Origin of the sequence: Pseudomonas sp. 21LCFQ010 (assembly GCF_024129905.1) — a bacterium.
Taxonomy (GTDB): Bacteria; Pseudomonadota; Gammaproteobacteria; order Pseudomonadales; family Pseudomonadaceae; genus Aquipseudomonas.
Window position 1 is genome coordinate 1 of sequence record NZ_JAMYDZ010000042.1, and the last position, 26014, is coordinate 26014.

Genomic DNA, 26014 nt, shown 5'->3' on the forward strand with positions numbered 1-26014 from the left:
ACTAGGTTTTGTACGAAAAGTCAGTACGGGTAAAATTGCCGCCATGATTGGCTGGAGGCCCGCATGGCAAAGCGTTAAGAACTCTCCGACGCATCGTGGGAATTGATCAAGGATCTGGTTTCTCCAGAGCAGAAAATGGGTCGCCCACGCAGTGATGATCGTCTGGTACTCCACGCAATCCTGTGGATCCTCTGCTCGGGCGCTGCCTGGCGTGATCTGCCGGAACGCTTTGGGCCTTGGTCAACGGTGTATCAGCGTTTTCGTGACTGGCGCGACGACGGTACGTTCGACCGGATACTGGAGCGCTTGCACATCCGATTAAACCGGGAGGGACTGATTGATCTGGACACTTGGATGATCGATTCCACTGCGATACGCGCAACCCGAGCCTCTTCAGGCACCGGGAAAAAAGGGGGCCTGAAGAACCGCTAGACCATGCTCTGGGACGTAGTCGAGGCGGCCTTACTACCAAGATTCACATGATCTGTGACGCCAATGGTGTTCCATTACGCTTCATTCTTTCGCCGGGGCAAACCAGCGATATCGCTCATGCCCAGCCGTTGCTGGATCAGGTGCGAATTCCCGGTAAGCCGGAGCGTCCACGCAAACGCAGTCGCTGGTTACTGGCTGACAAAGGCTATGACGCGCAACACCTGCGCCATTACTGCGACCGCTATCGAATACAGCCGGTGATCCCGCTGCGTGCCATGCCACGCAAGCCTCGGCCTGGCCTGCCCCGACTCTTTGATCGTCCAAAGTATCGGCAGCGGAACATCATTGAGCGGATGTTTGGCTGGCTGAAAGAGAACCGCAGAATAGGCACTCGCTACGACAAGCTGGCGAGAAGCTTTTCAGCCATGGTCACGCTGGCCTGCAGCCTGCGTTGCATGCGTCAGTACTTTTCGTACAAAACCTAGGGGCGATTCAACCATCGCAAACCCATTTGCGATCCCCCTACGCGTGGGCCGGTGCAAAAGGTGCTGGTACTGCATAGGCAGGCGCCTGTGCCTCGCTCACGGGTCAAGTTGAGTGAGGGTATGTTCCCATGGTGGGCAAGGTGACCAAGCCTCCACCAGCTTATCTATGAAGAGTCGAATTTTTGGAGAGAGGTGCCGCTTGCTAGGGTAGATAACCCGAATAGGCTCGGCAACCTCCGCATACCCTGCAAGCAATTGAACGAGCCTGCCGCTCCGCAAATCTTCGTTAACCACGTAGGATGGCAGAGTCGCGATACCCAAGCCAGCGACAGCTGACTGGTGCAAGGACTCAGCACTGTCCATCTGTAACCTTCCACTATGAGTAACGGGCAAAGTGCGACCATTTACTCGAAAATTCCAGGGAAGCAGCCTCCCTCCGCTCACAAAATGCAAACACTGGTGCTCGGACAAATCTTCGGGTGTTTGGGGCTGATCATGCTCAGCCAGATACTTGGGAGAAGCGCAGGTAATCATTTGCTGGTAGGCCACAGTACGCGTGAGCAACCGAGAGTCTTCCTTGGGAGGCCCGATGCGCATGGCCAAATCAAATCCCTCATCGATCAGATCGACCAGCCTGTCAGAAAAGGTGATATCCACGCTCAGGGAGGGCCAATCCTTAAGGCAGCACTCAATGTGCTGAAGGACATGAAGTCTGCCCAGCGCAACCGGCAGACTCATCCGCAGTCGCCCACTGGGTGTCGAACGACGAAACGCAAGGGCATCCTCCACGTCGTCCAGATCCTGAAGAACGCCCACGCAGCGCTCATACAGAACCTGGCCGTCATCCGTCATGCTTAAACTGCGCGTAGTGCGATTCAGTAAACGTACCTGTAAACGAGCCTCGAGCCTGACTATCGACTTCCCCACTGCAGAGCGCGTAAGGCCAAGCTGTTTTGCCGCCGCAGTGAAGCTTCCAGCATTTACCGAGCTCACAAACGCGGCAATATCATTCAGGTTATGGAGTTCCATACGGCCTCGGTGGTCTCAACGTTCGGGCGGCTTAGCACCTGTTATGGGGAACCCTATTCCCCAATACTAAGCATAGTATCTCAATTAGCTAATCCACTCCCAACGATCAATTGAGGTCATTATGAACACCAAAGTACAAGCAGCCGTCCAAACCTGGGCCAACAGCCTGAGCGATCTGGTACCCGTTCTTAAGGGAATCGATACCACTACAAAAATGAGCGACATCCGCGACTCTTACGCAAAAATGCTCGCGCAAAATCCTGCGCCTGCTGGCGTCAAATTCGAAGCAGTCGACATGGGCGGCGTACCGGGCACACTGGTTACCCCTGATGAGATCAAAACAGACGCAGTCGTCATGTACATCCACGGTGGTGCGTACATTGTAGGACGTCCAGACGGCTACCACGGTATCGGCGGCAACTACGCGAAAATGCTCGGTGCTCGTGTGTACATGCCGGACTACCGCCTCGCTCCTGAGCACAAGTTCCCAGCATCAATTGACGACACATTGCGCGCTTACGAATGGTTGCTTGAGCAGAAAATCCCGGCTAACAAAATTGCGTTCTCTGGCGAGTCGGCTGGTGGCGCAATGGTCGTCAGCGTCATGGTCGCGGCTAAATCGAAAGGGCTTCCATTGCCTGCGGTTGGCTCCTCCATCTCACCATGGGCGAACCTTGAACACACCGGTGCTTCCATGAGCAACCGTGAAGGTCTGGATCCTCTGAACTCCAAGCCTGTCTTGGACATCCTCGCCAGAGCATTCCTAGGCGACACATTGGCCAATCATCCTCTGGCCTCACCTGTGTTCGCGGACGTCACCGGTCTTCCACCAATCTTGGTGCAGATCGGCGAGAACGAGCTGATGTTGAGTGATGCAATGCGCCTTGCAACTCACCTGGCTGATAACCGGGTTCGCGTGAACCTGGAAGTATGGCCTGCGATGTTCCACGCCTGGCACTTCTACGCCACCATGCTGCCAGAAGGTCAGCAGGCTATGGAGAGTTCCGTGCACTTCATCGAGGCTGGCTTGGCCGACGCTAACCGCTAAAGCGCAGACCGACCGTGACAGTTTCCGGCTGTCGCGGCTCGCCCTTTGGCATTCAAGCAACAGTGCTCCCCCTAGGTGGGTACACTCCTTCGCCAGCGACGAGGCGAGAACTGGTTTTGTCCGTCGCTTAGGTTGATTGCGCCGAGATAAGCATTCCTGATGCTCCAGATCCTCTTTCTGAGCAGTAGTTTGATAGCAAGGCCCTGGGTGTGCCCCTTAGGTAGCCGTAGCGGAATAATTCCCACAAGTGCTCATCAGGCCTAGGTGTAGCTTCATTCCACGTTCCAGGGATGCTGCCGCCATTTATCCTGAAAGAACTCAATGAACACTCGAATACGTGGGCTCAGGTGTTTCCGGTCGGAGTACAACAAGTAAACCGGCTCGACGACGCCTGAACTGAACGCATCCAGCAACGGCACCAGGGCGCCAGCCTTTATGTCCAGACCGATATGGAAGTCGGCCAGCTTGACGATACCAGCACCTGAAAGCGCCATATCGCGTAGCAAATCGCCCTGGGTGAACGACGCCCTGGCGGCGATGGGAACCGAGACACCGTCCCCTTCCTGCAAGAACGACCACTTGTTCCAGGGGCTGACAAAGCTGAAGTTGAAGCAGCGGTGCTGCAGCAGATCCGCCGGCACAGTGGGGGTGCCATGCTCAGCCAGGTACTGCGGAGATGCGCAGATCAGCCATTGCGTCTCGCCGATACGCTTGGCGATGCGCGACGAACTGGGCAATACGCCGCTGTGGATGGCGATGTCGAGCCCTTGCTCGAAGTGATCGACGAATTGCGCACCCAGTTGTATTTCCACATCCAGCGCCGGGTATAGGTCCATAAATTCGGGCAACCAGGGCACGATCTGGTGTTTGGCGAACGAGGTCATGGTGTGCAATCGCAGCGTGCCGCTGACTCTTGAAGGCAGCGCCTCGGCCAACGAGTCCGCCTCGTTCATCGCATCCACCACAGCCTTGGCACTGCGCAGATAGGCCGCGCCTTCTTCGGTCAGGGTGAGCACCCGAGAGCCACGCTGGAACAAGCGCACCTGCAGACGATTCTCCAGGCGGGTAATCAGCTTGCTCACGGCCGATGGCGTCATCTTGTGCATCCGGGCAGCGGCCGAGAAACTGCCACATTCCGTGGACCAGATGAACGCGAGTAATTGTGAGTAATTGTCCATGCATCGTCCTGCGTAATGGTCGCGACGCGGTGCCGAAGTGGGTGCTAAAAAAACGCGCCGGAGCGCGTTCTTTTCAGGCTGTCCGGTTTACCGGATGAACTGCTCGATGTAGTCATCCGGCAGGCCTAGGGTCTTGTAGTGGGCACGAGCGGTTTCGAGCTTGGTGAACACGTCCTCATAGCCTACCGCGACACCCTGGGGGTCGACATAAGTGTAGCCACCTTGCACATGGAACCAGGTGATCATTTCTTCGACGCCTTCGGGCACAAACAGCGTGTGGGTTTCGCCCGGTGGCTCGTAGGCGAACGAGCCCTCTTCAGCGACCCAATCGTGTTCTAGGTAATACCAGCGGCCTTTGAGCACGATGGCGTGGACACCACCGGTATGCCGATGACGCGACAGCACACCGGCCTGGCGCACGCGCAGCAGATTGATGTAGTAGCCGCCGGTAGTACTGAGCAGAAGGGGCTTGAAGGATACGGATTTGGTTACCGGTACCCACAGGTTGTCATCTTCCAGCCATGTAGTCATTACACCGGGGTGAACCATGTCGGGGGTCATGTACGGGACTTGCGGCAATTGGTACGGAATCGCCAGTTCATCAGGCTTAACAGGAGTGTTCACGTTGAGTCCTCTCAGTTGGTTTTCTCGCAATCGCTGAACGGGTTCTGCATAGCGATCACGGCTGATTCCGAGGTTATGGCAGTGATCTGGCGGTGAAAATAGCGCCAAGGGCACACCACCTATGACGTCAGGGCACAGAAGAAACAAGGCATCGATAAAAAACTCAACTCACAGGATCAGCTAGACCCTAGGAGTACTTTCTACAGGCGAGCTAAAGCTCGGGGCTCTAGAGCCCCACTGAAAGCAGAGTTATTTGATGACGATAGGGTTGACCGGTGCACCAGTCCCGCCGACCACTTTCAGGGGCGCTGCGGTGTAGAGGAAGGTCCACTGATTATCAGCGGCGCAATCATCGGCCAGCGGGTCTAGCAACGCGATCTCGGTGAGCGTGATGCCCAGGTTACGCATCAGTGCATTGTGCAGTGGCAAGGCCACGCCCGAGACGGGGTCCACAGTCACTTCATTGGCGATGGTGTCTGTCACGATGTTGGGGATTTCCATCTCGTGGAACCATTTGACTAGTTCAGGACTGTAGGTCAGCCCCGGCTCGATGAAATCTTTGTAGAACTCCTCAGGATCGCGGTGGTAGAAGGAGCCGATCCAGCCGGTGCGGATGATCAAAATATCGCGCTTGTTGATGGCCACACCCTGGGCCTCAGCTGCATTCATCAGATCCATGTGGGTGAAGGTTTCACCGGGATCAAGCACGTCCTTGCCGCGGTAACGCGCCATGTCGATAAGAATGCCGCGCCCCACCACACCGCGTTCGCCAATCGGTGCCACGCTAGCCTTGGCCAGGGAGCCGATGGTGGTGTCGGCGTTATAGCCGTTCCAGATCTGATCGTCATACCAGACATGGCCCAAGGCGTCGTACTGCGTCGAGCCTTGCAGGTGAAAAAACATCACGTCATCGGCGTATTCATAAGAGCCGGGAAAGTGCGGGCCTTTGCCGCAGTTGTAGTGGCCACGGTCCATGATGTTCATGCGTCGGGCCTGGGAGCGACCCGGCCAAACCGGGTCGCCTTTGGGGTCACCGATACGCACCTGCAAGGTGAAGGTTTTGCCTTGCTTAACCTCGGCAATGCCCTGCAGCACCTCAACACCCGTCAGGTAATTGAGCGCGCCCACCTCATCATCGGGGCCCCATTTGCCCCAGTTCTTCGGGGAATCTTTGAGCAGGTCGTGGACGTGGGGAACGGTTTTCTCGGTCATTTTATTGATCTCACTCTTGTCGTTATTAGCAGCACCCAGGCTGGCGGTTAATGCCGCATCACACAGCGGCAGGCTTGGTACTCTTGAGCCCGGCACCGAGCTGGTCGGCGGCCGCCAAGCCACGGACCAGGCGCTCGTAGGTCAATGCCGGTTGCATGTTCTTGGCATAGGCGGCCGACAAGGTTGCGCCGACCAAGGTGTCGAGTTCGGCGGCGCTCAGCGGCTGGGTCTGGCCCAGCTCGGCGAGGGTGACGGGCAGCTTCACGGCCTGCAGCAGGTGCGCGACCCGGCTGATTTCCGCGATTGGCCGCTCCTCGACAGCCATCTGCACCATGGTGCCGAACGCAACCAGCTCGCCATGCAGCATCGCAGCCATGGTCGGGATCGAGGTCAGGCCGCGGACCAGCGCATGGGACAGCGACAGGCCGCCACTTTCAAAGCCCACCCCACTGATCAGCACCGTGCCTTCCACCACCCGCTCGACATCGTCATTGACCTCGTTACGGCACACCGCCTGGTAGGCGGCAACGCCGTATTGCATGAGAGTGTCGAAGACCATGTCGGTCAGCATCAGCGCGGTGTGCAGGGCCGGCGTGCCGAAGGAGTTGTTGCCACCCGCCGCGTGGCACTGGTGGGCCTCGAACTTCTTGCTGATGGCATCGCCAATGCCAGCGGCGAAGAAACGCGCCGGCGCCTGGGCGATCACCTGGGTGTCGACGATGACCGCCGAAGGGTTCATCTTCAGGTACTCCACCCCTACAACCTTGTGGCTCTCGTCATACAGCACAATCAGCCGGCTGGTGGGCGCATCGCTTGAGGCGATGGTGGGGCAGACAATAATCGGCATCCCAAGATTGACCGACAGGCCCTTGGCGGTGTCGATGGTCTTGCCGCCGCCCAGCGCCACGACGGTGTCCGGCGCCAGTGGTTGCGCCTGCTCGGACAACTGCGCAATCGCCGCCCGCGTGCACTCACCGGGGAACACGATGGGCGTGGCCTCGACGCCGTATGCCTGCAGCGCACGGGCGACATCAGGCCACAAATGCTCGGCCACAAACTCATCGCACAACACCAAGGGCCGCGACCGACCCATATCAGACAGCACCCTGCCCAACTCTTGCAATGCTCCGGGGCCCTGCTCGTAGCGGCCCGGAAATCCCATTGTCTTAACCATGACTCACACCTTCCTGCACATTGCGTAACCGGCGCACGACTACGCCTTGACCACTCAGCGCATCAACCAGCCGCCCGCCACATCGACGACCTGGCCGGTAATAAATTCGCTTTCGCTCGACGTCAGAAAGCAGGCCGCACGGGCCACTTCCAGCGGGGTGCCGAGCCGACGCAGTGGCGTGTCATCGACCACCGCCTGATTCGCCTCTGCCGACACTGTCTTGAGTAGCGGCGTCTCGATCCGCCCCGGCGCCAGGGCGTTGGCGGTAATGCCAAACGGCCCCAACTCGCCGGCCAGGTGGCGGGTAAAGCCGATAATCGCCGCCTTGGTCGCACTGTAATGGGCCGCCACCAGCGGCAGAAACGCACTGCCGGCCACCGATGACATATTGACGATACGACCGAAGCGCCGCTCCACCATGGACGGCGTCAGAATGCGTACCAGGTTGAACGAACCGTTAAGATTGATCGCGACAACACGCTGCCACTCGTCCGGCGTCATCTGCCAGATTGGCGCCGGGGCGCCGTTGTGCTTGGGCGAGATGCCGGCGTTATTGATCAGGGTGTCGATAGGCCCCAGCGCCTGGCGCAGCCGCTCGCAGGCCTGGGCACAACCGGCGTAATCGGCCACATCGGCATGCGCCCAGCTCACCTTGAAACCGGCCTCGCGCAACTGCGCGGCCTGCGCCTCGACCTTGACCGCATCGGCGTCCACCAAGGCCACCGCTGCGCCTTCCCGGCAATACTGTTCAGCGATAGCCGCACCGATACCGCCACCAGCACCGGTGACCAGCACGACGCGCCCGGAATGTCTGGAATCTGTCATGTCATGAACTCATCTATTGGTATTTTGTATAACTACGCCGCAGCGAACACTCGTCTCACACGCTGGGGTTGGAATAGAAGGCGATGATCGCCGGCAGCACCTGTTCTGGCGCCTCCAGGGTCGGGCTGTGCCCTATCTTGCTCAGGCGCATGAGCTTGGCATTGGGCAGTTCGCGCTTCATCTCATCGGACCAGGCGGGTGGCCGTGGCATGTCTTCCTCGCCGTTGATGATCAGCACCGGAATCCTGATTGACGGCAGCAATGGCACTGAGGTTTCGCGGTGCATCACGCCTTTCATCGCTGGGCGCAAGGTCTTGGGCAGCGCGGCGATGCGCTCACGCCAGTAGGCCATCAGCGCCTGTTTATCGGGGTTATTGCGCGTGGTCTTGCCGAACATCACCTCCATGGTCATGTCGAGAATCTCACCGGTGAATCCCTGTTCGCCGGCATCCACCACCCACTGTGCAAAGCGTGCGCCCTGCTCCGGCGGCTCGCCACAGGCCGACGACCCCGCCACCACCAGCGAGCGAAACAACGCCTGCCGCTGGGCGATCAGCCGGAAGGCCACATCACCGCCCATGGACTGGGCCATAACGTTGATGTCTTTAAGCTGCATGGCTTCGATCAGCGCCAGCATGTCGTCAGCGCATTCATCCATGGTGATGATGTCGACATCGTGCAGGGCGCTTTTGCCCTGGCCCCTGAAATCGGGGCGCACTACCCGAAACTTGCCAGCCGCAGCCTGTACCAGCCCGTCGAACATCGTGCCGTCGAGAAAGCACGAATGCAGACACAGCACCACCGGCAACTCTGCCTCACCGGTGTCCGCAACCCACAATGTAGTGCCGTTAACCTGAATATTCTTACCCTTTGTAGCGGCTAATTGCTGCATGTTGAATCTCCTGATGTTATTGACCCCAGAGGGACTTCTTATAGATTTCAGGTGTTGCCTAAGGCCTTAGTTGTCCATGTTGCAGGACGCTTTGGAGACCAGCGCCCGGTCATGCTGGAGGAACCAGCCGGTGGTTTCCCGCGTGAAGAACGCGGTGATCAACGCGGCTATCACCATCAGCCCGGAGATGAAATACAGCGCATAGTTGTAGCCTGCCGCCTGGTCGAAACCGCCACCGGCACCGATAAACAAGCCGATCACCAGCGGGCCGAAGCCACCGGCGTAAATGCCCACGTTGACGATCGAGCCGGCGATACCGGAAGAGCCTGGCTTGGCCGAGTCAAAGGCGATCGCATACAGCAGCGTGTAAGGCGCGTTCATGGCAAAGCCGGCGAACAGCTGGATGCAGATCAGCCAGGTCAGGCTGACCGAGGAGAACTTGAACAGGTAGATACCAACGGCCAGCCAGGCGAACACCAGGATCAGGCACAACTTGCGGCCCACCCGGTCCGAGATCCAACCCCAGGCAATCTGGCCAATACCACCGGTGATGGTGAACAGCACCGAATACGCCGCGGCCTCGGCAAAGTTGTAGCGGGCGACAAACGCCAGGTACTGCGGCAACCAGAAGCTGATGCCGAAATAACCGACGATGGCCAACATCGACACCAGGGCAATGTTGCTGATGTTCGGATTGCGGATGGCGGAGCGGAACGCGCCCTCGGGGGCCACCACCGTGCCTTGCGCCGCGCTCAGCGCCGGCAGGGTTTCGCCCGTCTCACGCACATGCTTGACGAAGGCGTCATAGCGCTTCTTGGTGCAGAACCACCAGTAGATCGAGAAAACGATGATCATCGGCACCGGGAACAGCAGAAACGCCAGGCGCCAGTTCTCCGGGCCGTAAGCGTTAAGCAGCGCACTGATCGCCAAGCCGCCAATCAGCGTGCCCCACGGATACCCGGTGTGGTGCAGGCCCAGGGCAAAACCACGGCGCTCTTTGGACCACCACTCGGACACCGAGGTGACCTCGATGGCCTCCCCGGCACCACCAAATGCGTGGGAAATAATCTGCAAGGCCACCAGCATGCCCAGCGAGGCGGTGAGGATGTTCAGGCCCGTCAGGAAGGTGAACAGCGTGTAGGCAATAACGATGGGCAGGTGACGATACTTGCGCATCCAGCCCTGCCCGCCCTTGTCCGCCCAGATCATGCACGGCACGGCGATCAGGGACGTGGCGACCGTGATGATGGCGGCCAACAACCCCGTCAACTCAGGACTGGTCTTGAACTCACTGGTAATCGAGGGCAACACCATAAAGAACATCTGGCGAGAGTTCGCGTCCATGGCATACACCAGCCAGAGCAAAATCATCGCGCCCCAAGAAGCGGCGCCCGCGCCCTTGGAAACTTTTTTCAACGACGGCATGACACCGGCTTTTTCTTGCGCGAGTCCCATAGTGGAGTCTCCGGATAATTTTATTTTTATTGTTCCGAGTGATCGTGCAGGGCGAGCATCGGACTACCAGTGGCGAGGGAAAGCATCCCGAGCCATCGCGCTTGAGACTACGACTGATAAATATCCATCCGATATAGCTAGAAAATCACACCTGCTTTGAATTTTCGTCACAGGTCGATGCTTTAGCGCCGGGAACAACACCGCGCTGCCCGGCTCAAAAAAGCCAAGCTGCGAATGTGCTGTGTTTAGTACTGCAACGCGAAAACACCATCCGCACACTAGGCGCGAGTAAGAAAAACAGGCAGCCTCGCTGGAAGGCAGTAGCGTGATACGTCTGTTTAACTCAATCTATGTCCATCCTGCTGGCACCCGATGTCGGGTTGGCAAAACGGGTGTTCCTGATCGCTTTATAGAGAGTCGCGTTTAGATGCTCGACCTGAACGACGTTGCTTTATTCGTGCAAGTGGTTCGCAGCGGCAGCTTTGCCGAAGCCGCACGGCAGTTGGGCATGCCGCCCAACTCCTTGAGCCGACGCATTCAAATGCTCGAGGCCCACCTCGACACACGCTTGCTGCAGCGCTCGACTCGCAAGCTGACGCTCACCCACGCAGGTCAAGCTTTTCACGACCGCAGCGTGGGTCCAATTGACGGGCTGTTGGGTGCAGGTCAGGAGCTCATCACTGGTAGTCAAGAACCCACCGGGCGCGTGCGTATTGCGGCTATGGCTGACTTTTTCGACTTTTTCCCGATGGAGTGGATCGGCGGCTTCCTGAGCGCCCACCCACGGGTTCAGCTTGATTTCGTGCTCAGTGATGGCCGTGCCGATCTGATCGCCGACCGCATTGATGTCGCGTTTCGCGGAGGCCCGCTACCTGACTCGGGCTATGTTGGTAGGCAGCTCATCCATGCCAGCCGCGAAGGGTTGGTGGCCAGCCCAGCCTATATCGCGACACACGGAAACCCTGGCGCACTTGCAGATCTGCTCGACCATTACAGTGTTAACTTCGGCAATCCCAGTGGTTTCACGACCTGGCGTCTTGTCGGGCCGAGCGGTACCGAAGAGGACATACAAATTCCCACTCGGTTTACCGCCAACACGGCGCAAGCCTTGCGTAAAGCCACCTTGGCAGGCCTAGGTATCGCGTTGCTTCCACCCGCGCTCACCAGTGTCGACCTTAAGACCGGTCGGCTCGTGCCAGTGCTGCCACAATACCACCGCACAAGTCACGGCTTGCATGTGCTCTACCCAAGCCGTCGGCATTTGCCATTGGCGGTCTCGGCCTTTATCGGGCTAGTGATGGATAAACTCAAGGCAGAAGCCTTCCCGGCCGAGCCCTCGTAGTCCGACTGAGGGCTCGTTGTACTGCGCGCGGGTCTGCGTGGAGGCCCAGCGCAACTCTGCTTGGCATCGAACTGCCCCTTGCAAAGCGATATAGACACTCGCTCGAAAGAAATAGCCCCCTTGGAAGATTATGCGCGCGCGCATCAAGCGATAATGCACACCTCAATTACTCACATAAATGGATGAGTGCAATCAGACTTAGCCATCTTATCAAGTGGATGGGGTAGCCATATTCTTGCGACATCGAGGGCCGACGCTCTCCCACCCATGTCACGAGGAGATGCGATTCCATGAATATGAATACCCACAGCTATCAGGATCATGAGCTCGGCTACACCATAGAGCGTGCCTACGAGAAAGCCCGCGCCATCGTCCATCGTACCCACGGCCGCGCGCATGGACCTGTCACTCGCCTGGTAAGTCCAGGTGATGTCGGTCAGTTGCTGAAGCCGTTTGTCTTTCTCGATATTTTCAGTACACAGCCAAACGCCAAACCTCAAGGTTTTGGCATGCACCCGCACTCTGGTATCGCCACCCTGACCTTCATGGATGCAGGCGAAGTGATCTATGAAGACACCACCGGCAAAAAGGGCGTACTACCCGCCGGCGGCGTGGAGTGGATGCGCGCAGGTAACGGCATTTGGCATTCGGGCACCCCGGTCGGCGAGGGCGCCATGCGAGGATTCCAGTTGTGGGTCGCCTTACCCCCCGCGCTGGAAAATGCACCTGCTGAAAGCCACTACCTCGCCCCTGAGCAGGTTCCCCAGGAAGGCCCTGTGCGGGTGTTGCTCGGTCACTACGGTAATGCCAAAAGCGCTATCCCGGCACCCGCCGACATGACCTACCTGGCCATCACCTTGAAGGATGGCGAGCGGTGGCGCTACACGCCGCCAGCCGGTCACGACGTAGCCTGGGTGGCTGTCAGTGAGGGTCAGCTCAAGACCGACAGCACGATTCGCTCTGGCGAGCTGGCTGTGTTTGAGGAGTCGGATCAATCCATCAGTTTTGCTGCTCTGGGCAAGACGACCTTTGTCTTGGGCTCGGCCGTTAAGCACCCGCATGAGCTGGTGACCGGTTACTACTCAGTTCACACCAACAAGGAAGCCCTTGCCCAAGGCGAGGCGGAAATTCAGCGCATCGGTACAGTCCTGCAGCGCAAGGTTTATCGGCCCTGACGCGCGGCGGCGCAAGGATCAAGCATACGAACGCAACCACTTGCCAGGAGTTAACCATGCACATTCTTCACATCGACTCGAGCATCCTCGGGGCCCATTCGGTCAGCCGCACGCTGTCTGCACAAGTGGTCATAAAACTGCAGGTGGAAACACAGGATGCAGTGGTGACCTACCGCGACCTCTCGGCCGCGCCCATCGCCCACCTGTCCGGCGCCTATCTTGGCGCGCTGCAGAACCCAGGGAGCGAACAGACAACAGAGATGCAGGACGACCTCACAACCGGCGCCGCCGTACTTCAAGAGTTTCTTGCTGCCGACATCGTGGTGATTGGTGTTGCTTTCTACAACTTCACGGTTCCTAGCCAGCTTAAGGCCTGGATCGATCGCGTCTTGGTTGCCGGACAAACCTTCCGCTACACAGCCGAAGGGCAGTTGGAGGGGCTTGCTGGCGGCAAGCGGGTCATTCTTGCGGTTGCCCGTGGTGGCCACTACGGGCCGGAATCGCCCATCGCAGCGATGGAGCACGGTGAAACCTACCTGCGCAGCGTGCTCAGCTTTATCGGTATCCATGACCCGCAGGTCATTGTTGCCGAGGGTATTGCCCTAGGCGCTGAGCAGCGCGCCACCGCAATCGCTGCCGCCGAGCAACAGATCAGCGCACTTAATGCCTGACCATTTTGGATCGCGCAGCACATACGACAACGCCATAGGTAGGGCCAACCCAGGCAATGCCTGACAAAGCGCTGCTTAGCCTTCAGGACGCTGGCAGCGCTCAATTTTCCGAACCTTCGTTATCAGGAGAACACCATGAGTATTGGCATTATCGGTTCCGGCGCCCTCGGCTCCAACATCGCACGGGCGCTCGCCAAAAAAGGCATTTCCGCCACCCTCTCCAACAGCCGCGGGCCTGCATCATTGGCCGCACTGGTTGCAGAACTCGGTCCCACCATCAAAGCGGGCACGGTCGAAGATGCCGCACGCGCAGATATTGTTTTTGCCGCTGTACGCTGGAACGATGCAGAAGCAGTAATGAGCAGCTTGCCAGCGTGGAATGGCCGTATCGTGGTTGACGGCACCAACCCCGTCGAGTTTCTCGACCCGGATTCGCCCGATGCCAACGACCCGAGCAATCCGCTCGCAGCTTACGGTATCAAAGCAGTCGATCTGGGCGGCAAACACTCCAGCGAGCTGTTCAGCCAATTCGTCCCAGGCGCGCGGGTGGTCAAAGCGTTCAACCACCTCGACGTTAATGTCCTGCCAGAGCCAGAAGTCGCGGGCGGCAAACGCGTGCTGTTCTACTCGGGCGATGATGCTGCAGCAAAAGCAGACGTGCGTCAGATCATTGAAGACGCCGGTTTCTACCCGGTAGACCTGGGCTCGTTGGATATCGGTGGGCCGCTGGCTTCACTGCCCTTCGGTTCGCTGGCCGCACAGAACTTCATCAAGATCTAAGCGTAGCGTTGAGCGCCGGCTCACGTGGGGGTTGTCTGCCTGGTGCAGCAGCCCTCAGAGAATAGACGGCTGCACTCAGCGATCGCCTGCCTGACGCTGTTGCTCACTGCTCGCCAACATCTCGACGAAGGCACGAACCTTCGCTGGGCGAAAACGCGCCGCCGGGAACACTGCATGGATACCACCGCTAGGCAGGCGCCACTGCGGCAGCACCTGGATCAGGCGACCATTAGCAAGGTCGTCGGCAATCACGTAGTCCGGCAGCACCGACAAACCCGCACCTTGGCACACGGCTTCACGTACAGCGAGTGTGGCATCGAGAAAGATCGAGGCCTGCAAGGTGACAGTCTGCCGCTCGTGTTCGCCGCGTGAAAAAGTCCAGCGCAGGTGCTCGCGCAAAGCCGTATTGGCCACGAACGGCAGTTTGCCGATTTCCTGTGGTTGCGCGAAGCCTGCCACCTGGGCTGCCAGACTCGGCGCGGCAACCAGCAGTTGCTGGAAGGCGCCGATCTTACGCGCTTGCTGGCCGGTCTCCGCCAACCAGCCTACGCGAATGGCGAGTTCGATATTACCCGACATCATGTCCAGCGTCTGATCACTGAACGTCGCATCGACCTTGCACCCCGGGTAACGCTGGGTAAACGCGGCAATCGCCGGAACCACGACACCGACGCCATAATCAAACGGAGCGGTGATGCGTAAAGTGCCCGTCGGTTCCTGAGACGCATCGCCCAGCTCGTCGAACGCCTCCTCCGCCTCACGCAAGATCCGCGCGCAACGCAGATAAAACGCCTGGCCCACCTCCGTAGTACGCACGCTACGTGTGGTGCGCACCAAAAGAGAGGTTTTGAACTCCCGCTCTAGCCGCGCCACCTGCTGGCTGACCACAGCTTTGGTAATACCCAGGCGCTCGGCCGCCGCCGTGAAGGAGCCGGTTTCCACCACGGTTGCGAAGTAGGTGAGGCGCCGCAGGTTGCTGAAAGCGCCCAAGCCTGTTTCGCCTTGATTGTATGTCTTTAGCATACTCTACATATATCGCGTGTGTATTTAATAGTCAATTGGCAGCGCCTAAGCTAAGCCTCAAGAAACGGAGGCATCCCCATGAGCAAAACCCTGCAGTATTTGTACGACCCACTGTGTGGCTGGTGCTACGGCGCCATGCCAGCGCTTGCCAAGTTGCAAGGCGTGGCCGGCCTGACCCTCGAACTGCTACCGACGGGCTTGTTTACCGGCCAAGGCGCCCGCGCGATGGACACTGATTTCGCCAACTTCGCCTGGTTCAACGACCAGCGTATCGCCACACAGACAGGACAGGATTTCAGTGAGGCGTATCGGCAGTTGGTGCTGGCTGATCGTCAGCAACGCTTCGACAGCGGCCCGGCCACCCTGGCGCTTAGTGCCGTGGCTGCGACAGCCCCGGCTCGGGAGTACGACGCGCTCAAGGCGATCCAGTTGGCGCGCTACGTGGACGGCCGCGATGTCACCTCAGCAGTTTCACTCGTTGAAATTCTGCGTGCGCTCGGCCTGAGCGAAGCCGCTGCACTGCTGGCCCATCCAGAGCCGGCGCTTGTCAGCCTCAATAAGGCGCGCACAAGACAAGCGCAGGAGTTGCTTCAGGCCTTTGCTGCCCGCGGCGTTCCTACTCTGCTTCTCGAATCCGCCGGGCAGCGCTCCGTGCTGAATAGCAGCGCCTTGTTTGCCAACCCAGCGGCGCTTATCGAGCAGCTCGCAGCAGCCTGAAACCGTCCACCCCATTGTCAATTGCGCTGTCAGCGCAGCAGGAGAAACTCCATGACCACACGTCGCACTGTCATCAAAGCTGCCGCCACTCTCGGTGCCGCAGCCACAGTTCTAAGCAAAGGCGCTTGGGCTAACGGCACCGGGCTGAGCTGGCGGCATTTCCCCGCAGGCGAGAACGGTTTCTTCCGCGCGCCAGTACTACTCTCGGGAGCCCGTGAGGCCGTGCTGATCGATGCTGGCTTTACCCTGTCCGGCGGCCAAGCCATTGCGCAAGCCATCAAGGGCAGCGGCAAACAGCTAACCACCATCTACATCAGCCAGAGCGACCCCGACTACTACTTCGGCCTGGGCCCGATCAAAGCCGCGTTCCCCGACGCACGGGTAATTGCTGCGCCTGCTACCTTGACCGCCATCCAAGGCAACGTAGCCAAGAAACTGGCAACCTGGGGCCCGCAATTGAAAGAGAACGGGCCGCAGACCCTGGCAGACATCGTCATGCCTGAGGCATTCGACGGCTCGACACTCACACTGGAAGAACATGCCATCGAGATCGTCGACGCCAAATACCTGGCCAACCGTCGCTACCTGTGGGTGCCGTCGCTGAAGGCCATTGTCGGTGGCGTACTGGTGTTCGCCGATGTGCATGTCTGGACCGCCGACACCGCTGGCGCGGAAGGCCGTGCAGCCTGGATCCGTAACCTGGATTCCATCCTCACCCGTAATGCGGCCGTGGTCGTACCCGGCCACATGAAACCTGCCACGGTGACCGACGCCTCGGCCATCCGCTACACCCGCGATTATCTCCTGGCGTTTGAGGAGGAGCTGGGCAAAGCAGCGGACAGCGCTGCACTGATCGCCGCAATGACTGCGCTCTACCCGGATGCCGGCATGGGCGTTGCCTTGCAAATCGGTGCCAAAGTTGCCAAAGGCGAAATGCAATGGGGGTAACAGTATGAACAATCTGGAGATTATTCGCGCAACCTATGAAGGCAGCTCTGAGGACAATGGCAAGCACCTGCTTGCTACCCTGGCACCGACGGCCACTTGGACCGAGGCAGCGGGCTTTCCGTACGCGGGCACTTATACCGGGCCGGACGAAATTGTCGCCAATGTGTTTAGCCGATTATCGAGCGAATGGCTGGAGTACCGCGCCACGGTTCACACCTACCTCGCCGATGGCGACCGTGTCGCGGCCTTTGGTTTGTATTCTGGTACCTACCGGGCCACCGGCAAAGTCATGAGCGCCACCTTCGCGCACCTATATCGCCTTGAGGACGGCAAGATTGTCAGCATGGAACAGTATGTCGACAGTGCGATGGTGCTCCAGGCGATGCAGGGTGGCTGAATTAGGGTCGGGTAGTTTTTATATGGTTTGACCGTCGGTTACCCGTTAGCTGTGACGCCAATCCATAGCCCCTTGAAACCAGCCCTGCTTAAACGGCCGCTTACTGAGACTTAAGCTGGTATGGGTATGCCTCAGGCAGAAACCGCGATGAGCACATGTCCGCTTTTGGCCGATTCTGTTGAAAAAGTAGCTCCCCTGACTGGCCTCCGGCAAAATCTCTTCATTGGCCGGTGGGGGATCACATAGCATGATGGGACAGTTATCGAGTGGGCAGGATCGACTGTTTTACTCGTTCAACCTTGAAGATCACATTCCAGCCAATCACCTTCTGCGCAGCATTGATCGGTGTCTTGATCTGAGCGACCTGCGCCATTACCTCGCCGATTTCTATAGCCCAATCGGGCGTTCATCGATTGATCCCGAACTGATGATCCGCATGTTGATCGTCGGCTACTGCTATGGCATCCGCTCCGAGCGGCGGTTGTGCGAAGAGGCCCATTTGAACCTAGCGTATCGCTGGTTCTGCCGGTTGAGCCTTGAAGATGAAGTCACCAACCACTCAACCTTTTCGAAAAATCGACACGGCCGTTTTCGAGACAGTGATCTGTTTCGCTGGTTGTTCAATGAAGTGCTGCGTCGCTGCATGGACGCCGGTCTGGTCAAGGGCGAAGGCTTTGCCGTGGACGTCAGCATCATCAAAGCGGATGCGAGTCGGCAGCGCGGCGTACCGGGTGATGAGCCGGTCAACTGGAGCGACCCGGCCCTGAGCACTCGCGCCGTGCGTGAGTACCTTGAAGGCCTCGATGAAGAGGCTTTGGCCGAAACGCTACCAAAGCGCCTGTCGCTGACGGATCCTCAAGCCCGCTGGACCGCTGCGCCAGGCGGCCCAGCTTTCTACGCTTACTCCACGAATTATCTGATCGATACCGAGCACGGCGTGATCATGGATGTGGAACCCACACCGGCTCATCGAACCGCAGAAGTCGAGAGCACCAAGACGATGATTGATCGGGCCGAAGCGCAGTTCGACATCAAGCCGGAGCGCCTCATTGGCGACACCGCTTACGGTACCGCGCCGATGCTGGCTTGGATGGTGGAGGAAAAAAACATCGAACCGCATGTGCCGGTGTGGGACAAAACCGAGCGTAAGAACGACAGTTTTTCGAGCAACGATTTCCACTGGAATGAAGAGGCTGAGGAATACCGCTGCCCGGCTGGCAACCCATTGCGCAGCGAATGGCGAGCCTTCAAGAATGAGCGTTCACACATCACCAGAGCCAACACTATCATCTACCGATCCCGGCAGACCGACTGCGCTGCGTGTCCGATGAAAGCCAAGTGCTGCCCGAAAACTGCGTTCCGAAAGATCGCTCGCAGCGTCTATGAAGCGGCTCGGGATGTGGCTCGGCGCATTGCAGCAACGCCGGCATATCAGCGCTCTCGCCACGAACGTAAAAAGGTCGAAATGTTGTTTGCCCACCTCAAGCGCATTCTGAAACTGGATCGCCTGCGGCTACGAGGGATGGGTGGCGCAAAGGATGAATTCACGCTGGCCGCCGCAGTACAGAACCTGCGACGGCTGGCCAAACTGACATCTCAAGGACCACCAACCACGGGCTAGGTACGCCTGGAATCAGCAAAAACCCTCAAATCAACCCATTGACACAGCTGCAACGGTCAACGAAGTACCGAAAGGCCATTTAACAGTGGTGAGTAGGTTCTTTGATGAGGCCAAGCTCAGCATCACGTTTCCTGAAAAATCGACTTTTTCAACAGAATCGAACAAAAACTGCCCTTCAGCCATTTCTACACCATTAGACTTGATCGCGGCGTCGGCCGAAATCCAGTCTTGCTCAGTGAATGAACCTTGGTAGGCGCTAAGCGCCGTAGGCTCGACCGCTGACATCATGTTCCGCAGCGTTTGATATTCAGCACTTGAGCCCAACGCGGCCTCAACGTGACGCTCGAGACCGTTGTCAACACGCTCTTCCAGCAGTCGAGCAGCAGCTTCAACAGCTGTGGCGACCACAGCGATACGCTTGTCGTTCACCTCCGAAGCTTGGCTGGGATGCACTCCGTGATGAAGAACAAGGTCTAAGGCCTCTTGGTGACTGTTTTGGCGCCTGGTCCAAACCTCATAAGGCTGACGGAATACGTCGATGAGACGTAAGCGTCCGGGCAACCCACCTTTCGAACTCTGCATCAAGACCGGTGCTCTACGTGTGGCCGTCCGCGGACTCTAAGCTTAGGCACGGTCATTCTTTGGCGTGTCCATTACGATGTAGCTCGTAATCGAAGACACATGCGGCTGCGTACCCAAGACATCATTGTGGAATGTCTTGTAAGCCTTCATGTCCGCCAGTTCAACACGCAGAAGATACTCAATAGTCCCGGTGACGGTGTGAAACTCAACCACATCCGGACATGCGCTGATCGCTTTTTCAAAAGCCCGAAGACTGGTCTGACCCCGAAATGTTGGACATCAACATTGAGGGGGGTCATGAAAAAGTACACAGAGCAGGCAAAATTGTCGGTTGTTGAAGATTACTGTTCGGGGAGCGCAGGTCACAGAGAGGTCGCGCATCGTCACGGGGTCAATTCTTCTTCGCTTCGAAAGTGGATTGCGGCCTATCAGGCACTTGGTGCCGCAGGGCTCAAAAGTAAGAGAAACAAGAACTACAGCCCTGAGTTCAAGCTGACAGTATTGCAGCGCATGCGAGAGGAAGAGCTGTCCTGTCGCCAAGTCGCTGCGCTGTTTGATATCCGGAAATCCGACATCATTGGCGAATGGGAGCGCAGGTATGATGAAAGCGGTTTGGAGGCCTTGTCCCGGCAGCCAGGAAGCGGACGTTGCAAGAAAATGACAAATCCCATCCCGTCCATTCAGCTTGAATCTTCGGACGATGAAGCTCGTACGCGTGATGATTTGCTGGCCGAATTGAGCCAGTTGCGGATGGAAATTGCTTATTTAAAAAAGCTCGATGCCTTGGTTCAAGCGAAGGAACGAGCAGCGCAGCGGAAAAAGCGCAAATCGTGATTGAACTGAGGCAGGAGCACCCTCTGGACGGCCTTCTGAAATTGGCTGGCCTGGCCCGTAGCACTTTTTACTATCAACAAAAGGTGCAGCAATCCGTTGATAAATACGCGGTGCTGAAGTCCAGAATTTGCTCAATTTTCGACGAGCACAAGGGCCGATATGGCTATCGCCGTATCACTGCTGCCGTTCGGCGAGCTGGCCACCCCGTGAACCACAAGACTGTTCAGCGCCTCATGGGCGAGCTTCAGTTGAAAAGCCGTGTACGCATAAAGAAATACCGGGCCTACAGAGGCGAAGAGGGTCAGGTAGCGCCGAACCTGCTGAAACGGAAGTTCGATGCCAAACGACCGAACCAGAAATGGGTAACCGATGTGACGGAGTTTCGGGTCGGGGGGCAGAAGCTTTATCTCTCGCCGATCCTTGACCTCTATAACGGCGAAATAATCGCCTTCAAGACCGCGAGGCGCCCGCTGTTCGACATGGTTGGTGCGATGCTACGGCAAGCTTTTGAGAGGCTGCGGCCACGCGATAAACCAATCTTGCATTCCGACCAGGGATGGCAGTACCGGATGCCTATCTACCGCCGCGTGCTGAACGAGCGTGCGGTAAAGCCAAGCATGTCCCGCAAAGGAAATTGCTATGACAATGCGGCTATGGGAAGCTTTTTTGGCACGTTGAAATCCGAGTTCTTTTACCTGAACAAATTCAACAGTCTCGATGAGCTTGAAGCAGGTATAGAGGGCTACATACACTACTACGATCATTCGCGAATCAGGCTGAAGCTAAGTGGCCTGAGCCCTGTGGAATACAGGACTCAAGCACGGCGGGCATAGAAGGCGTCCAACATTTCGGGGTCAGATCAAAATACGCGGACACCATCGCCCTTAATGCTGGAGTTCGGAAGGTGTGTTGGCTGGACGCTTACGATGAGACCGACTTTCCCTTGCATACATATCCCTCTGAGTCTCGATGTCTGGTTCCAGCCTAGCGTGATCATCTTGCGGATAGCAATTGCACCGAATATACGTTTGGATTGTTACCGAGGGTCAAGCACCGTAGGCACCGAACTCGCACGGTTGAATCTGTCATGTGCGAAACCGTGCATCGTAAGCGGAATGGAGAGCGTGGCCGACTGCTCCCGCCCGTTGCGAAGGCTGCATTGGGTCGACTCCAGCCGGTCGAGGGCATGCAGTGCGCCGGTCAAGCCTCGTGCAAACGCCTGGTCACGTCGAATGCAAATGACTGGTCAATGGCAATGCAAACGGGTGGTCAAGTGGAATGCAATTCCCCACGAACGTCGTCTAGACCTATGGTAATTTGTTCACACGTACCACACGAAACAAGCCAAAAAAATTAGATTCGGTAAATACCTGATTTATGAGAGATAAAACAGATTTAACAGTTAGCAAAGCTCCAGAATCAATGTACGACTGGCTGAACGCCCTGCCCAAAGCAGAATTGCACCTGCACCTGGAGGGCTCTCTGGAGCCAGAACTGCTCTTCGCCCTGGCCGAACGCAACCGCATCGTCCTGCCGTGGAATGATGTAGACACCCTGCGCAAGGCTTATGCCTTCAACAACCTGCAAGAGTTTCTCGACCTCTATTATCAAGGTGCGGATGTGCTGCGCACCGAGCAGGATTTCTACGACCTGACCTGGGCCTACCTGCAACGCTGCAAGGCGCAGAATGTTATCCACACCGAGCCGTTCTTCGACCCGCAGACCCACACTGATCGGGGCATTGCGTTTGAAGTGGTGCTCAACGGCATTACCCAGGCGCTCAAGGATGGCCGCCAGCAATTGGGCGTCGACAGTGGCCTGATCCTCAGCTTCCTGCGCCATCTTAGCGAAGACGAAGCACAGAAAACCCTCGACCAGGCCCTGCCGTACCGCGATGCCTTCGTCGCGGTGGGCCTGGACAGTTCGGAAATGGGTCACCCACCGAGCAAATTCCAGCGGGTCTTCGATCGCGCCCGTGGCGAAGGCTTCCTGACCGTCGCCCACGCCGGCGAGGAAGGTCCGCCCGAGTACATCTGGGAAGCCCTCGACCTGCTGAAGATCCAGCGCATCGACCACGGCGTCCGGGCCATTGAAGACGAGCGGCTGATGCAGCGCATTATCGACGAGCAGATCCCGCTGACCGTCTGCCCGCTGTCCAACACCAAGCTGTGTGTGTTCGACGACATGAGCCAGCACAATATCCTCGACATGCTCGAGCGCGGCGTGAAAGTCACGGTCAACTCGGACGACCCGGCCTACTTCGGTGGTTACGTGACGGAAAACTTCCACGCCCTGTACACCCATCTGGGCATGACTGAGGACCAGGCCCGGCGCCTGGCCCAGAACAGCCTCGACGCCCGACTGGTCAAAGCCTGACGCTGGTCAGGCGGCAGAGGCGATCCTGCTGATTTCGCGCTGACCGTTGGACGACACTTGCAAGGTGTTGGACTCTTCGGTGGCGCGTAACCAGCCCATCTGGATAAACAACTGCAGCAGACCCGCGCCCAGCGCGCCGCCCAGATGCGGGCTGTGCTCGTGGCGGTCGGGGCAGGCACAGACGGTTTCGCGTTCACGCTGAGCCAGGGCCGGAATGTAGATACCGCGTTCGGCAAACTTGGCCATGCCTTTGCTGGTGACCTCGACACGCTGCTCTTGCTGCTCGATCCAGCCATCGCCCAACAACCGCTGGTACAACTCGGCCGCCAGTTCACCCCCCAGATGATCGCAACACACCCGTGCCCGACGCACTGGTGGCACCGGCACAGGTAGCGCCTGGCTGCGGCTGACCTGTTCGGCGCTGATCAGTGACGCACTGGCCAGGGCCTGCACGGCCACACCGATCTGCGGCGCTGCCAGCCGAAAAAAACGCTTACGCCCGCGGGTTTCCTGCTTGAGCATCCCGCCCGCCGCCAGCCTGGCCAGGTGTGCACCCGCCGATGCGGTGGACAGCCCGGCCTGCAAGGCCAGCTCATCGGCTGGCCGGGCGGCGCCGTCGAGCAGCGCCCAGAGCATGGCACTGCGTTTGGGATCGGCCAGCAAGGCCGCCATCTGACTGATGCTAGGTACGTGTTCCATGTGTGTTAACTCCCTGTCGATACATTTTCCATCGCGCTGCCACACGACCCTCCATGGCATGAAGTACAACGCGATCCCTCCCCGGCCGGGATTATAGGCATGGCCTGCGAAGCCCCGACACGGGAAAACGGCCATCATCGACGAGGTGCCTGCCAGCCCTCAGGAGCACTCGCCGCATATTGGCACTCCACGGCAGATAGCATTATTTACGCCTGTCATTTTCCGAATTATCTGTAGGTTTTTTCTCCAAGCTCGGCACAGCGCTGGCGCAGCATCTCCAGTAACAGATGCACGGGCCGGTTGAGTTGTGCCCGGTGGGTGCAGAGCAAATTCAGCGGCGTCGGCTCGCCGAGCAGTTCCGGCATCAGCACCTTGAGGCGACCGGCCTGCACATCGCCGGCCACATCCAGCCAGGACTTGTACGCCACGCCGGCACCGGCCACGGCCCAACGGCGCACCACATCGGCGTCATCGCTGAAGCGGTCGCCACGCACCGTCAGGCTGACCTCGCGTTTACCATCATGAAAACGCCAATGGTCGTGAACCCGCTCGCCGAGCATGTACAACAGGCAGTTGTGCTGCGCCAGTTGCTCGACCTGCTGCGGTTCGCCATGCCGCACCAGATAAGCCGGCGAGGCGCAGAGCACCCGGCGGTTATCGACCGCCACCGGCAGCGCCACCAGGCTTGAATCCTCAGGTTCGCCATAACGCAGGGCCACATCCACCGGCTGGCGAAACAGGTCGGCAATACGGTCACCCAGCAACAGGCGCACACTCAGGTTCGGGTGCTGGCGCTGGAAATCATCCAGCCAGGGCAGCAGCAGGTTGCGGCCGAAATCCGACGGCGCTGACAACTGCAGTACTCCGCTGCACTGATCTTCACGCCCGCTCAGCAGGCGCTGCCCCTCCTCCAGGCTGGCCAGCGCCGCGCGGGCATATTGCAGAAAACCCTCACCTTCAGCCGTCAGCCGCAGGCTGCGCGTCGAACGGGCCAGCAGGCGTGCCCCCAATTGCTGCTCAATGCGTTTGAGCGCCGCACTGGCCACCGCCGCTGACATGTCCATGACCCGCGCCGCCGCCGACAGGCTGCCCAACTCCGCGGCACGAACGAACAATTGCAGATCATCAAAGCGCAGCATAGCGGGCCTTATTTTCAAAAAAATATTGAAAGAGCCTACCGTTTTAGCCGGTTTTATCTGGCCTGCAAATAGTCAATCATCTGCCCATCCCGCTCACCACTCAGGAAGTGCCCATGAAAGCCATTGCCTACTACCAATCCTTGCCCATCACTGACACCCAGGCGTTGCAAGACATCGAACTGCCAGCGCCGGTCGCTGGCCCGCGTGACCTGCTGGTGGAAGTCAAAGCCATTTCGGTCAACCCGGTGGATACCAAGATCCGCCGCAACGTACAGCCCCAGGATGGCGCCGCCAAAGTGCTGGGCTGGGACGTCGCAGGCGTGGTCAAGGCGGTGGGCAGTGACGTGACCCTGTTCCAGCCGGGCGACAAGGTGTTCTATGCCGGCGACCTGACCCGCTCGGGCGGCAATGCCGAACTGCATGTCGTGGATGAGCGAATCGTCGGCCATGCGCCGTCATCGCTGAGTTTTTCCCACGCTGCCGCATTGCCGCTGACCGCAATCACTGCCTGGGAGTTGCTGTTCGAGCGCCTGCAGATTGCCGAAGGCCAGGGCGAGGGCCAGAGCCTGTTGATTGTCGGCGCCGCCGGTGGTGTCGGTTCGATTCTGGTCCAGTTGGCCCGCCAGTTGACCTCGCTCAAGGTCATTGGCACCGCCTCACGCCCGGAAACTGCGGCCTGGGTACGCGAGCTCGGTGCCCACGAAGTCATCGATCACAGCCAGCCGCTGAGCGAAGAACTGCGCCGTATCGGCATCGAGCACGTCACCTATGTCGCCAGCCTGACCAACACCGAGCAACATCTGGATCAACTGGTCGAAGCCCTCAAGCCGCAAGGCAAGCTGGCGCTGATCGACGACCCGGACAGCCTGGATATCAAGAAGCTCAAGCGCAAGAGCCTGTCGCTGCACTGGGAGTTCATGTACACCCGCTCGATGTTCCAGACCGATGACATGCTTGAGCAGCACAAACTGCTGGAGCGCGTTGCGCAACTGATCGACCTCGGCACCCTGAAGACCACCTTCGGCGAACACTTCGGCGCTATCAACGCCGAAAACCTGCGGCGCGCCCACGCCCTGCTGGAAAGCGGCAAGGCCAAGGGCAAGATCGTGCTGGAAGGCTTTTAACCGCAATACTGTTCAGTTAAGTACTGCATGCCTTTGTAGGAGCGACCTTGGTCGCGAAGAGGGCGGCACATTCGCAGCAGATGTAGTGTTTTTACTGGCCTCTTCGCGAGCAGAGCTCGCTTGTGTCTTTGATCAAGGTAAAGTCTGGGGTGAGAGGGGTGGATGGCAAGCTGACAAATCGCGGTGCCTAGAGCACGTGTGGGAGCCAAGCTGCCATCCACTCTTCCCGCTT

25 protein-coding genes and 1 pseudogene are annotated in these 26014 nt (G+C 58.5%); 13 read left to right on the forward strand and 13 right to left on the reverse strand.

Annotated features, from left to right (window positions below):
* Nucleotides 1-102: 102 nt before the first annotated feature.
* Nucleotides 103-917, forward strand: a protein-coding gene (locus NJC38_RS27865) for an IS5 family transposase (protein WP_253118023.1) whose coding sequence is annotated in 2 segments (ribosomal slippage) — nucleotides 103-412 and nucleotides 412-917 — 816 coding nt in all. Because the reading frame shifts where the segments join, the coding sequence is not laid out codon by codon here.
* A 96-nt stretch (nucleotides 918-1013) separates the two neighbouring features.
* Here NJC38_RS27865 and NJC38_RS27870 read toward each other — a convergent pair.
* Nucleotides 1014-1946, reverse strand: a complete 933-nt coding sequence (locus NJC38_RS27870; protein WP_253118024.1) for a LysR family transcriptional regulator — start codon at nucleotides 1944-1946, stop codon at nucleotides 1014-1016.
* A 121-nt stretch (nucleotides 1947-2067) separates the two neighbouring features.
* Here NJC38_RS27870 and NJC38_RS27875 point away from each other — a divergent pair, with 121 nt between their 5' ends.
* Entirely contained in the window at nucleotides 2068-2994 is a 927-nt protein-coding gene (locus tag NJC38_RS27875) for an alpha/beta hydrolase (RefSeq protein WP_253118025.1), read from the forward strand.
* A gap of 272 nt (nucleotides 2995-3266) precedes the next feature.
* Here NJC38_RS27875 and NJC38_RS27880 read toward each other — a convergent pair whose 3' ends face one another.
* The 7 genes from NJC38_RS27880 to NJC38_RS27910 form a co-directional block, all read right to left on the reverse strand.
* Entirely contained in the window at nucleotides 3267-4172 is a 906-nt protein-coding gene (locus NJC38_RS27880; protein WP_253118026.1) for a LysR family transcriptional regulator, read from the reverse strand.
* Nucleotides 4173-4259: 87 nt separating this feature from the next.
* Nucleotides 4260-4796, reverse strand: coding sequence for a 2,4'-dihydroxyacetophenone dioxygenase family protein (locus NJC38_RS27885; RefSeq protein ID WP_253118027.1), 537 nt, complete (start codon nucleotides 4794-4796; stop codon nucleotides 4260-4262).
* A gap of 249 nt (nucleotides 4797-5045) precedes the next feature.
* The gene (locus tag NJC38_RS27890) at nucleotides 5046-6008 is read right to left on the reverse strand and encodes a cyclase family protein (protein WP_253118028.1); all 963 of its coding nucleotides are present in this window, start codon (nucleotides 6006-6008) and stop codon (nucleotides 5046-5048) included.
* A 58-nt stretch (nucleotides 6009-6066) separates the two neighbouring features.
* Nucleotides 6067-7182 (reverse strand): glycerol dehydrogenase, encoded by a 1116-nt coding sequence (locus NJC38_RS27895; protein ID WP_253118029.1) that lies wholly within the window; start codon nucleotides 7180-7182, stop codon nucleotides 6067-6069.
* Nucleotides 7183-7236: 54 nt separating this feature from the next.
* Complete coding sequence (locus NJC38_RS27900) at nucleotides 7237-8007, reverse strand: SDR family NAD(P)-dependent oxidoreductase (protein WP_253118030.1); 771 nt, start codon at nucleotides 8005-8007, stop codon at nucleotides 7237-7239.
* Between the two features lie 55 nt (nucleotides 8008-8062).
* Nucleotides 8063-8899, reverse strand: coding sequence for an alpha/beta hydrolase (locus NJC38_RS27905; protein WP_253118031.1), 837 nt, complete (start codon nucleotides 8897-8899; stop codon nucleotides 8063-8065).
* A gap of 66 nt (nucleotides 8900-8965) precedes the next feature.
* Nucleotides 8966-10354: an MFS transporter gene (locus NJC38_RS27910; protein ID WP_253118032.1), complete on the reverse strand. Its 1389-nt coding sequence runs from the start codon at nucleotides 10352-10354 to the stop codon at nucleotides 8966-8968.
* Between the two features lie 427 nt (nucleotides 10355-10781).
* Between NJC38_RS27910 and NJC38_RS27915 the strand changes: the two genes are divergently transcribed.
* The 4 genes from NJC38_RS27915 to NJC38_RS27930 all read left to right on the forward strand — a co-directional run bounded on the left by NJC38_RS27915 (nucleotide 10782) and on the right by NJC38_RS27930 (nucleotide 14322).
* Entirely contained in the window at nucleotides 10782-11696 is a 915-nt protein-coding gene (locus NJC38_RS27915; protein WP_253118033.1) for a LysR family transcriptional regulator, read from the forward strand.
* A 296-nt stretch (nucleotides 11697-11992) separates the two neighbouring features.
* Nucleotides 11993-12871 (forward strand): pirin family protein, encoded by an 879-nt coding sequence (locus tag NJC38_RS27920; RefSeq protein WP_253118047.1) that lies wholly within the window; start codon nucleotides 11993-11995, stop codon nucleotides 12869-12871.
* A 56-nt stretch (nucleotides 12872-12927) separates the two neighbouring features.
* Complete coding sequence (locus tag NJC38_RS27925; RefSeq protein WP_253118034.1) at nucleotides 12928-13542, forward strand: NAD(P)H-dependent oxidoreductase; 615 nt, start codon at nucleotides 12928-12930, stop codon at nucleotides 13540-13542.
* Between the two features lie 135 nt (nucleotides 13543-13677).
* Nucleotides 13678-14322 (forward strand): NADPH-dependent F420 reductase, encoded by a 645-nt coding sequence (locus NJC38_RS27930; protein WP_253118035.1) that lies wholly within the window; start codon nucleotides 13678-13680, stop codon nucleotides 14320-14322.
* Between the two features lie 75 nt (nucleotides 14323-14397).
* Here NJC38_RS27930 and NJC38_RS27935 read toward each other — a convergent pair whose 3' ends face one another.
* Nucleotides 14398-15312, reverse strand: a complete 915-nt coding sequence (locus NJC38_RS27935) for a LysR family transcriptional regulator (RefSeq protein ID WP_253118036.1) — start codon at nucleotides 15310-15312, stop codon at nucleotides 14398-14400.
* Nucleotides 15313-15423: 111 nt separating this feature from the next.
* Between NJC38_RS27935 and NJC38_RS27940 the strand changes: the two genes are divergently transcribed.
* The 4 genes from NJC38_RS27940 to NJC38_RS27955 all read left to right on the forward strand — a co-directional run bounded on the left by NJC38_RS27940 (nucleotide 15424) and on the right by NJC38_RS27955 (nucleotide 19028).
* The gene (locus NJC38_RS27940; protein WP_253118037.1) at nucleotides 15424-16062 is read left to right on the forward strand and encodes a DsbA family protein; all 639 of its coding nucleotides are present in this window, start codon (nucleotides 15424-15426) and stop codon (nucleotides 16060-16062) included.
* 51 nt (nucleotides 16063-16113) lie between these two features.
* Nucleotides 16114-17010, forward strand: a complete 897-nt coding sequence (locus tag NJC38_RS27945; protein WP_253118038.1) for an MBL fold metallo-hydrolase — start codon at nucleotides 16114-16116, stop codon at nucleotides 17008-17010.
* A 4-nt stretch (nucleotides 17011-17014) separates the two neighbouring features.
* Complete coding sequence (locus NJC38_RS27950; RefSeq protein WP_253118039.1) at nucleotides 17015-17407, forward strand: nuclear transport factor 2 family protein; 393 nt, start codon at nucleotides 17015-17017, stop codon at nucleotides 17405-17407.
* Between the two features lie 247 nt (nucleotides 17408-17654).
* The gene (locus NJC38_RS27955; RefSeq protein WP_253118040.1) at nucleotides 17655-19028 is read left to right on the forward strand and encodes a transposase; all 1374 of its coding nucleotides are present in this window, start codon (nucleotides 17655-17657) and stop codon (nucleotides 19026-19028) included.
* Nucleotides 19029-19058: 30 nt separating this feature from the next.
* On the opposite strand, the gene NJC38_RS27960 is transcribed toward NJC38_RS27955, so the two are convergent.
* The gene (locus NJC38_RS27960; protein WP_253118041.1) at nucleotides 19059-19457 is read right to left on the reverse strand and encodes a hypothetical protein; all 399 of its coding nucleotides are present in this window, start codon (nucleotides 19455-19457) and stop codon (nucleotides 19059-19061) included.
* 195 nt (nucleotides 19458-19652) lie between these two features.
* A pseudogene (locus NJC38_RS27965) lies at nucleotides 19653-19859 on the reverse strand (Lrp/AsnC ligand binding domain-containing protein); the annotation flags it as partial.
* 48 nt (nucleotides 19860-19907) lie between these two features.
* Here NJC38_RS27965 and NJC38_RS27970 point away from each other — a divergent pair.
* A protein-coding gene (locus NJC38_RS27970; protein ID WP_253118043.1) for an IS3 family transposase occupies nucleotides 19908-21277 on the forward strand; the annotation gives its coding sequence in 2 pieces (ribosomal slippage) (nucleotides 19908-20376 and nucleotides 20376-21277; 1371 coding nt in all).
* A gap of 589 nt (nucleotides 21278-21866) precedes the next feature.
* A complete protein-coding gene (locus tag NJC38_RS27975) occupies nucleotides 21867-22820 on the forward strand; it encodes an adenosine deaminase (RefSeq protein ID WP_253118044.1) in 954 nt (317 codons plus the stop codon).
* A gap of 6 nt (nucleotides 22821-22826) precedes the next feature.
* Here the strand turns inward: NJC38_RS27975 and NJC38_RS27980 are convergent, their stop codons facing one another.
* Nucleotides 22827-23519, reverse strand: coding sequence for a helix-turn-helix transcriptional regulator (locus NJC38_RS27980; RefSeq protein ID WP_045483825.1), 693 nt, complete (start codon nucleotides 23517-23519; stop codon nucleotides 22827-22829).
* A gap of 227 nt (nucleotides 23520-23746) precedes the next feature.
* Nucleotides 23747-24658, reverse strand: a complete 912-nt coding sequence (locus NJC38_RS27985) for a LysR family transcriptional regulator (protein WP_253118045.1) — start codon at nucleotides 24656-24658, stop codon at nucleotides 23747-23749.
* A 113-nt stretch (nucleotides 24659-24771) separates the two neighbouring features.
* Here NJC38_RS27985 and NJC38_RS27990 point away from each other — a divergent pair, with 113 nt between their 5' ends.
* On the forward strand, nucleotides 24772-25782 hold the full coding sequence (locus NJC38_RS27990) for a zinc-binding alcohol dehydrogenase family protein (protein ID WP_253118046.1): 1011 nt from the start codon (nucleotides 24772-24774) through the stop codon (nucleotides 25780-25782).
* Nucleotides 25783-26014 lie beyond the last annotated feature (232 nt).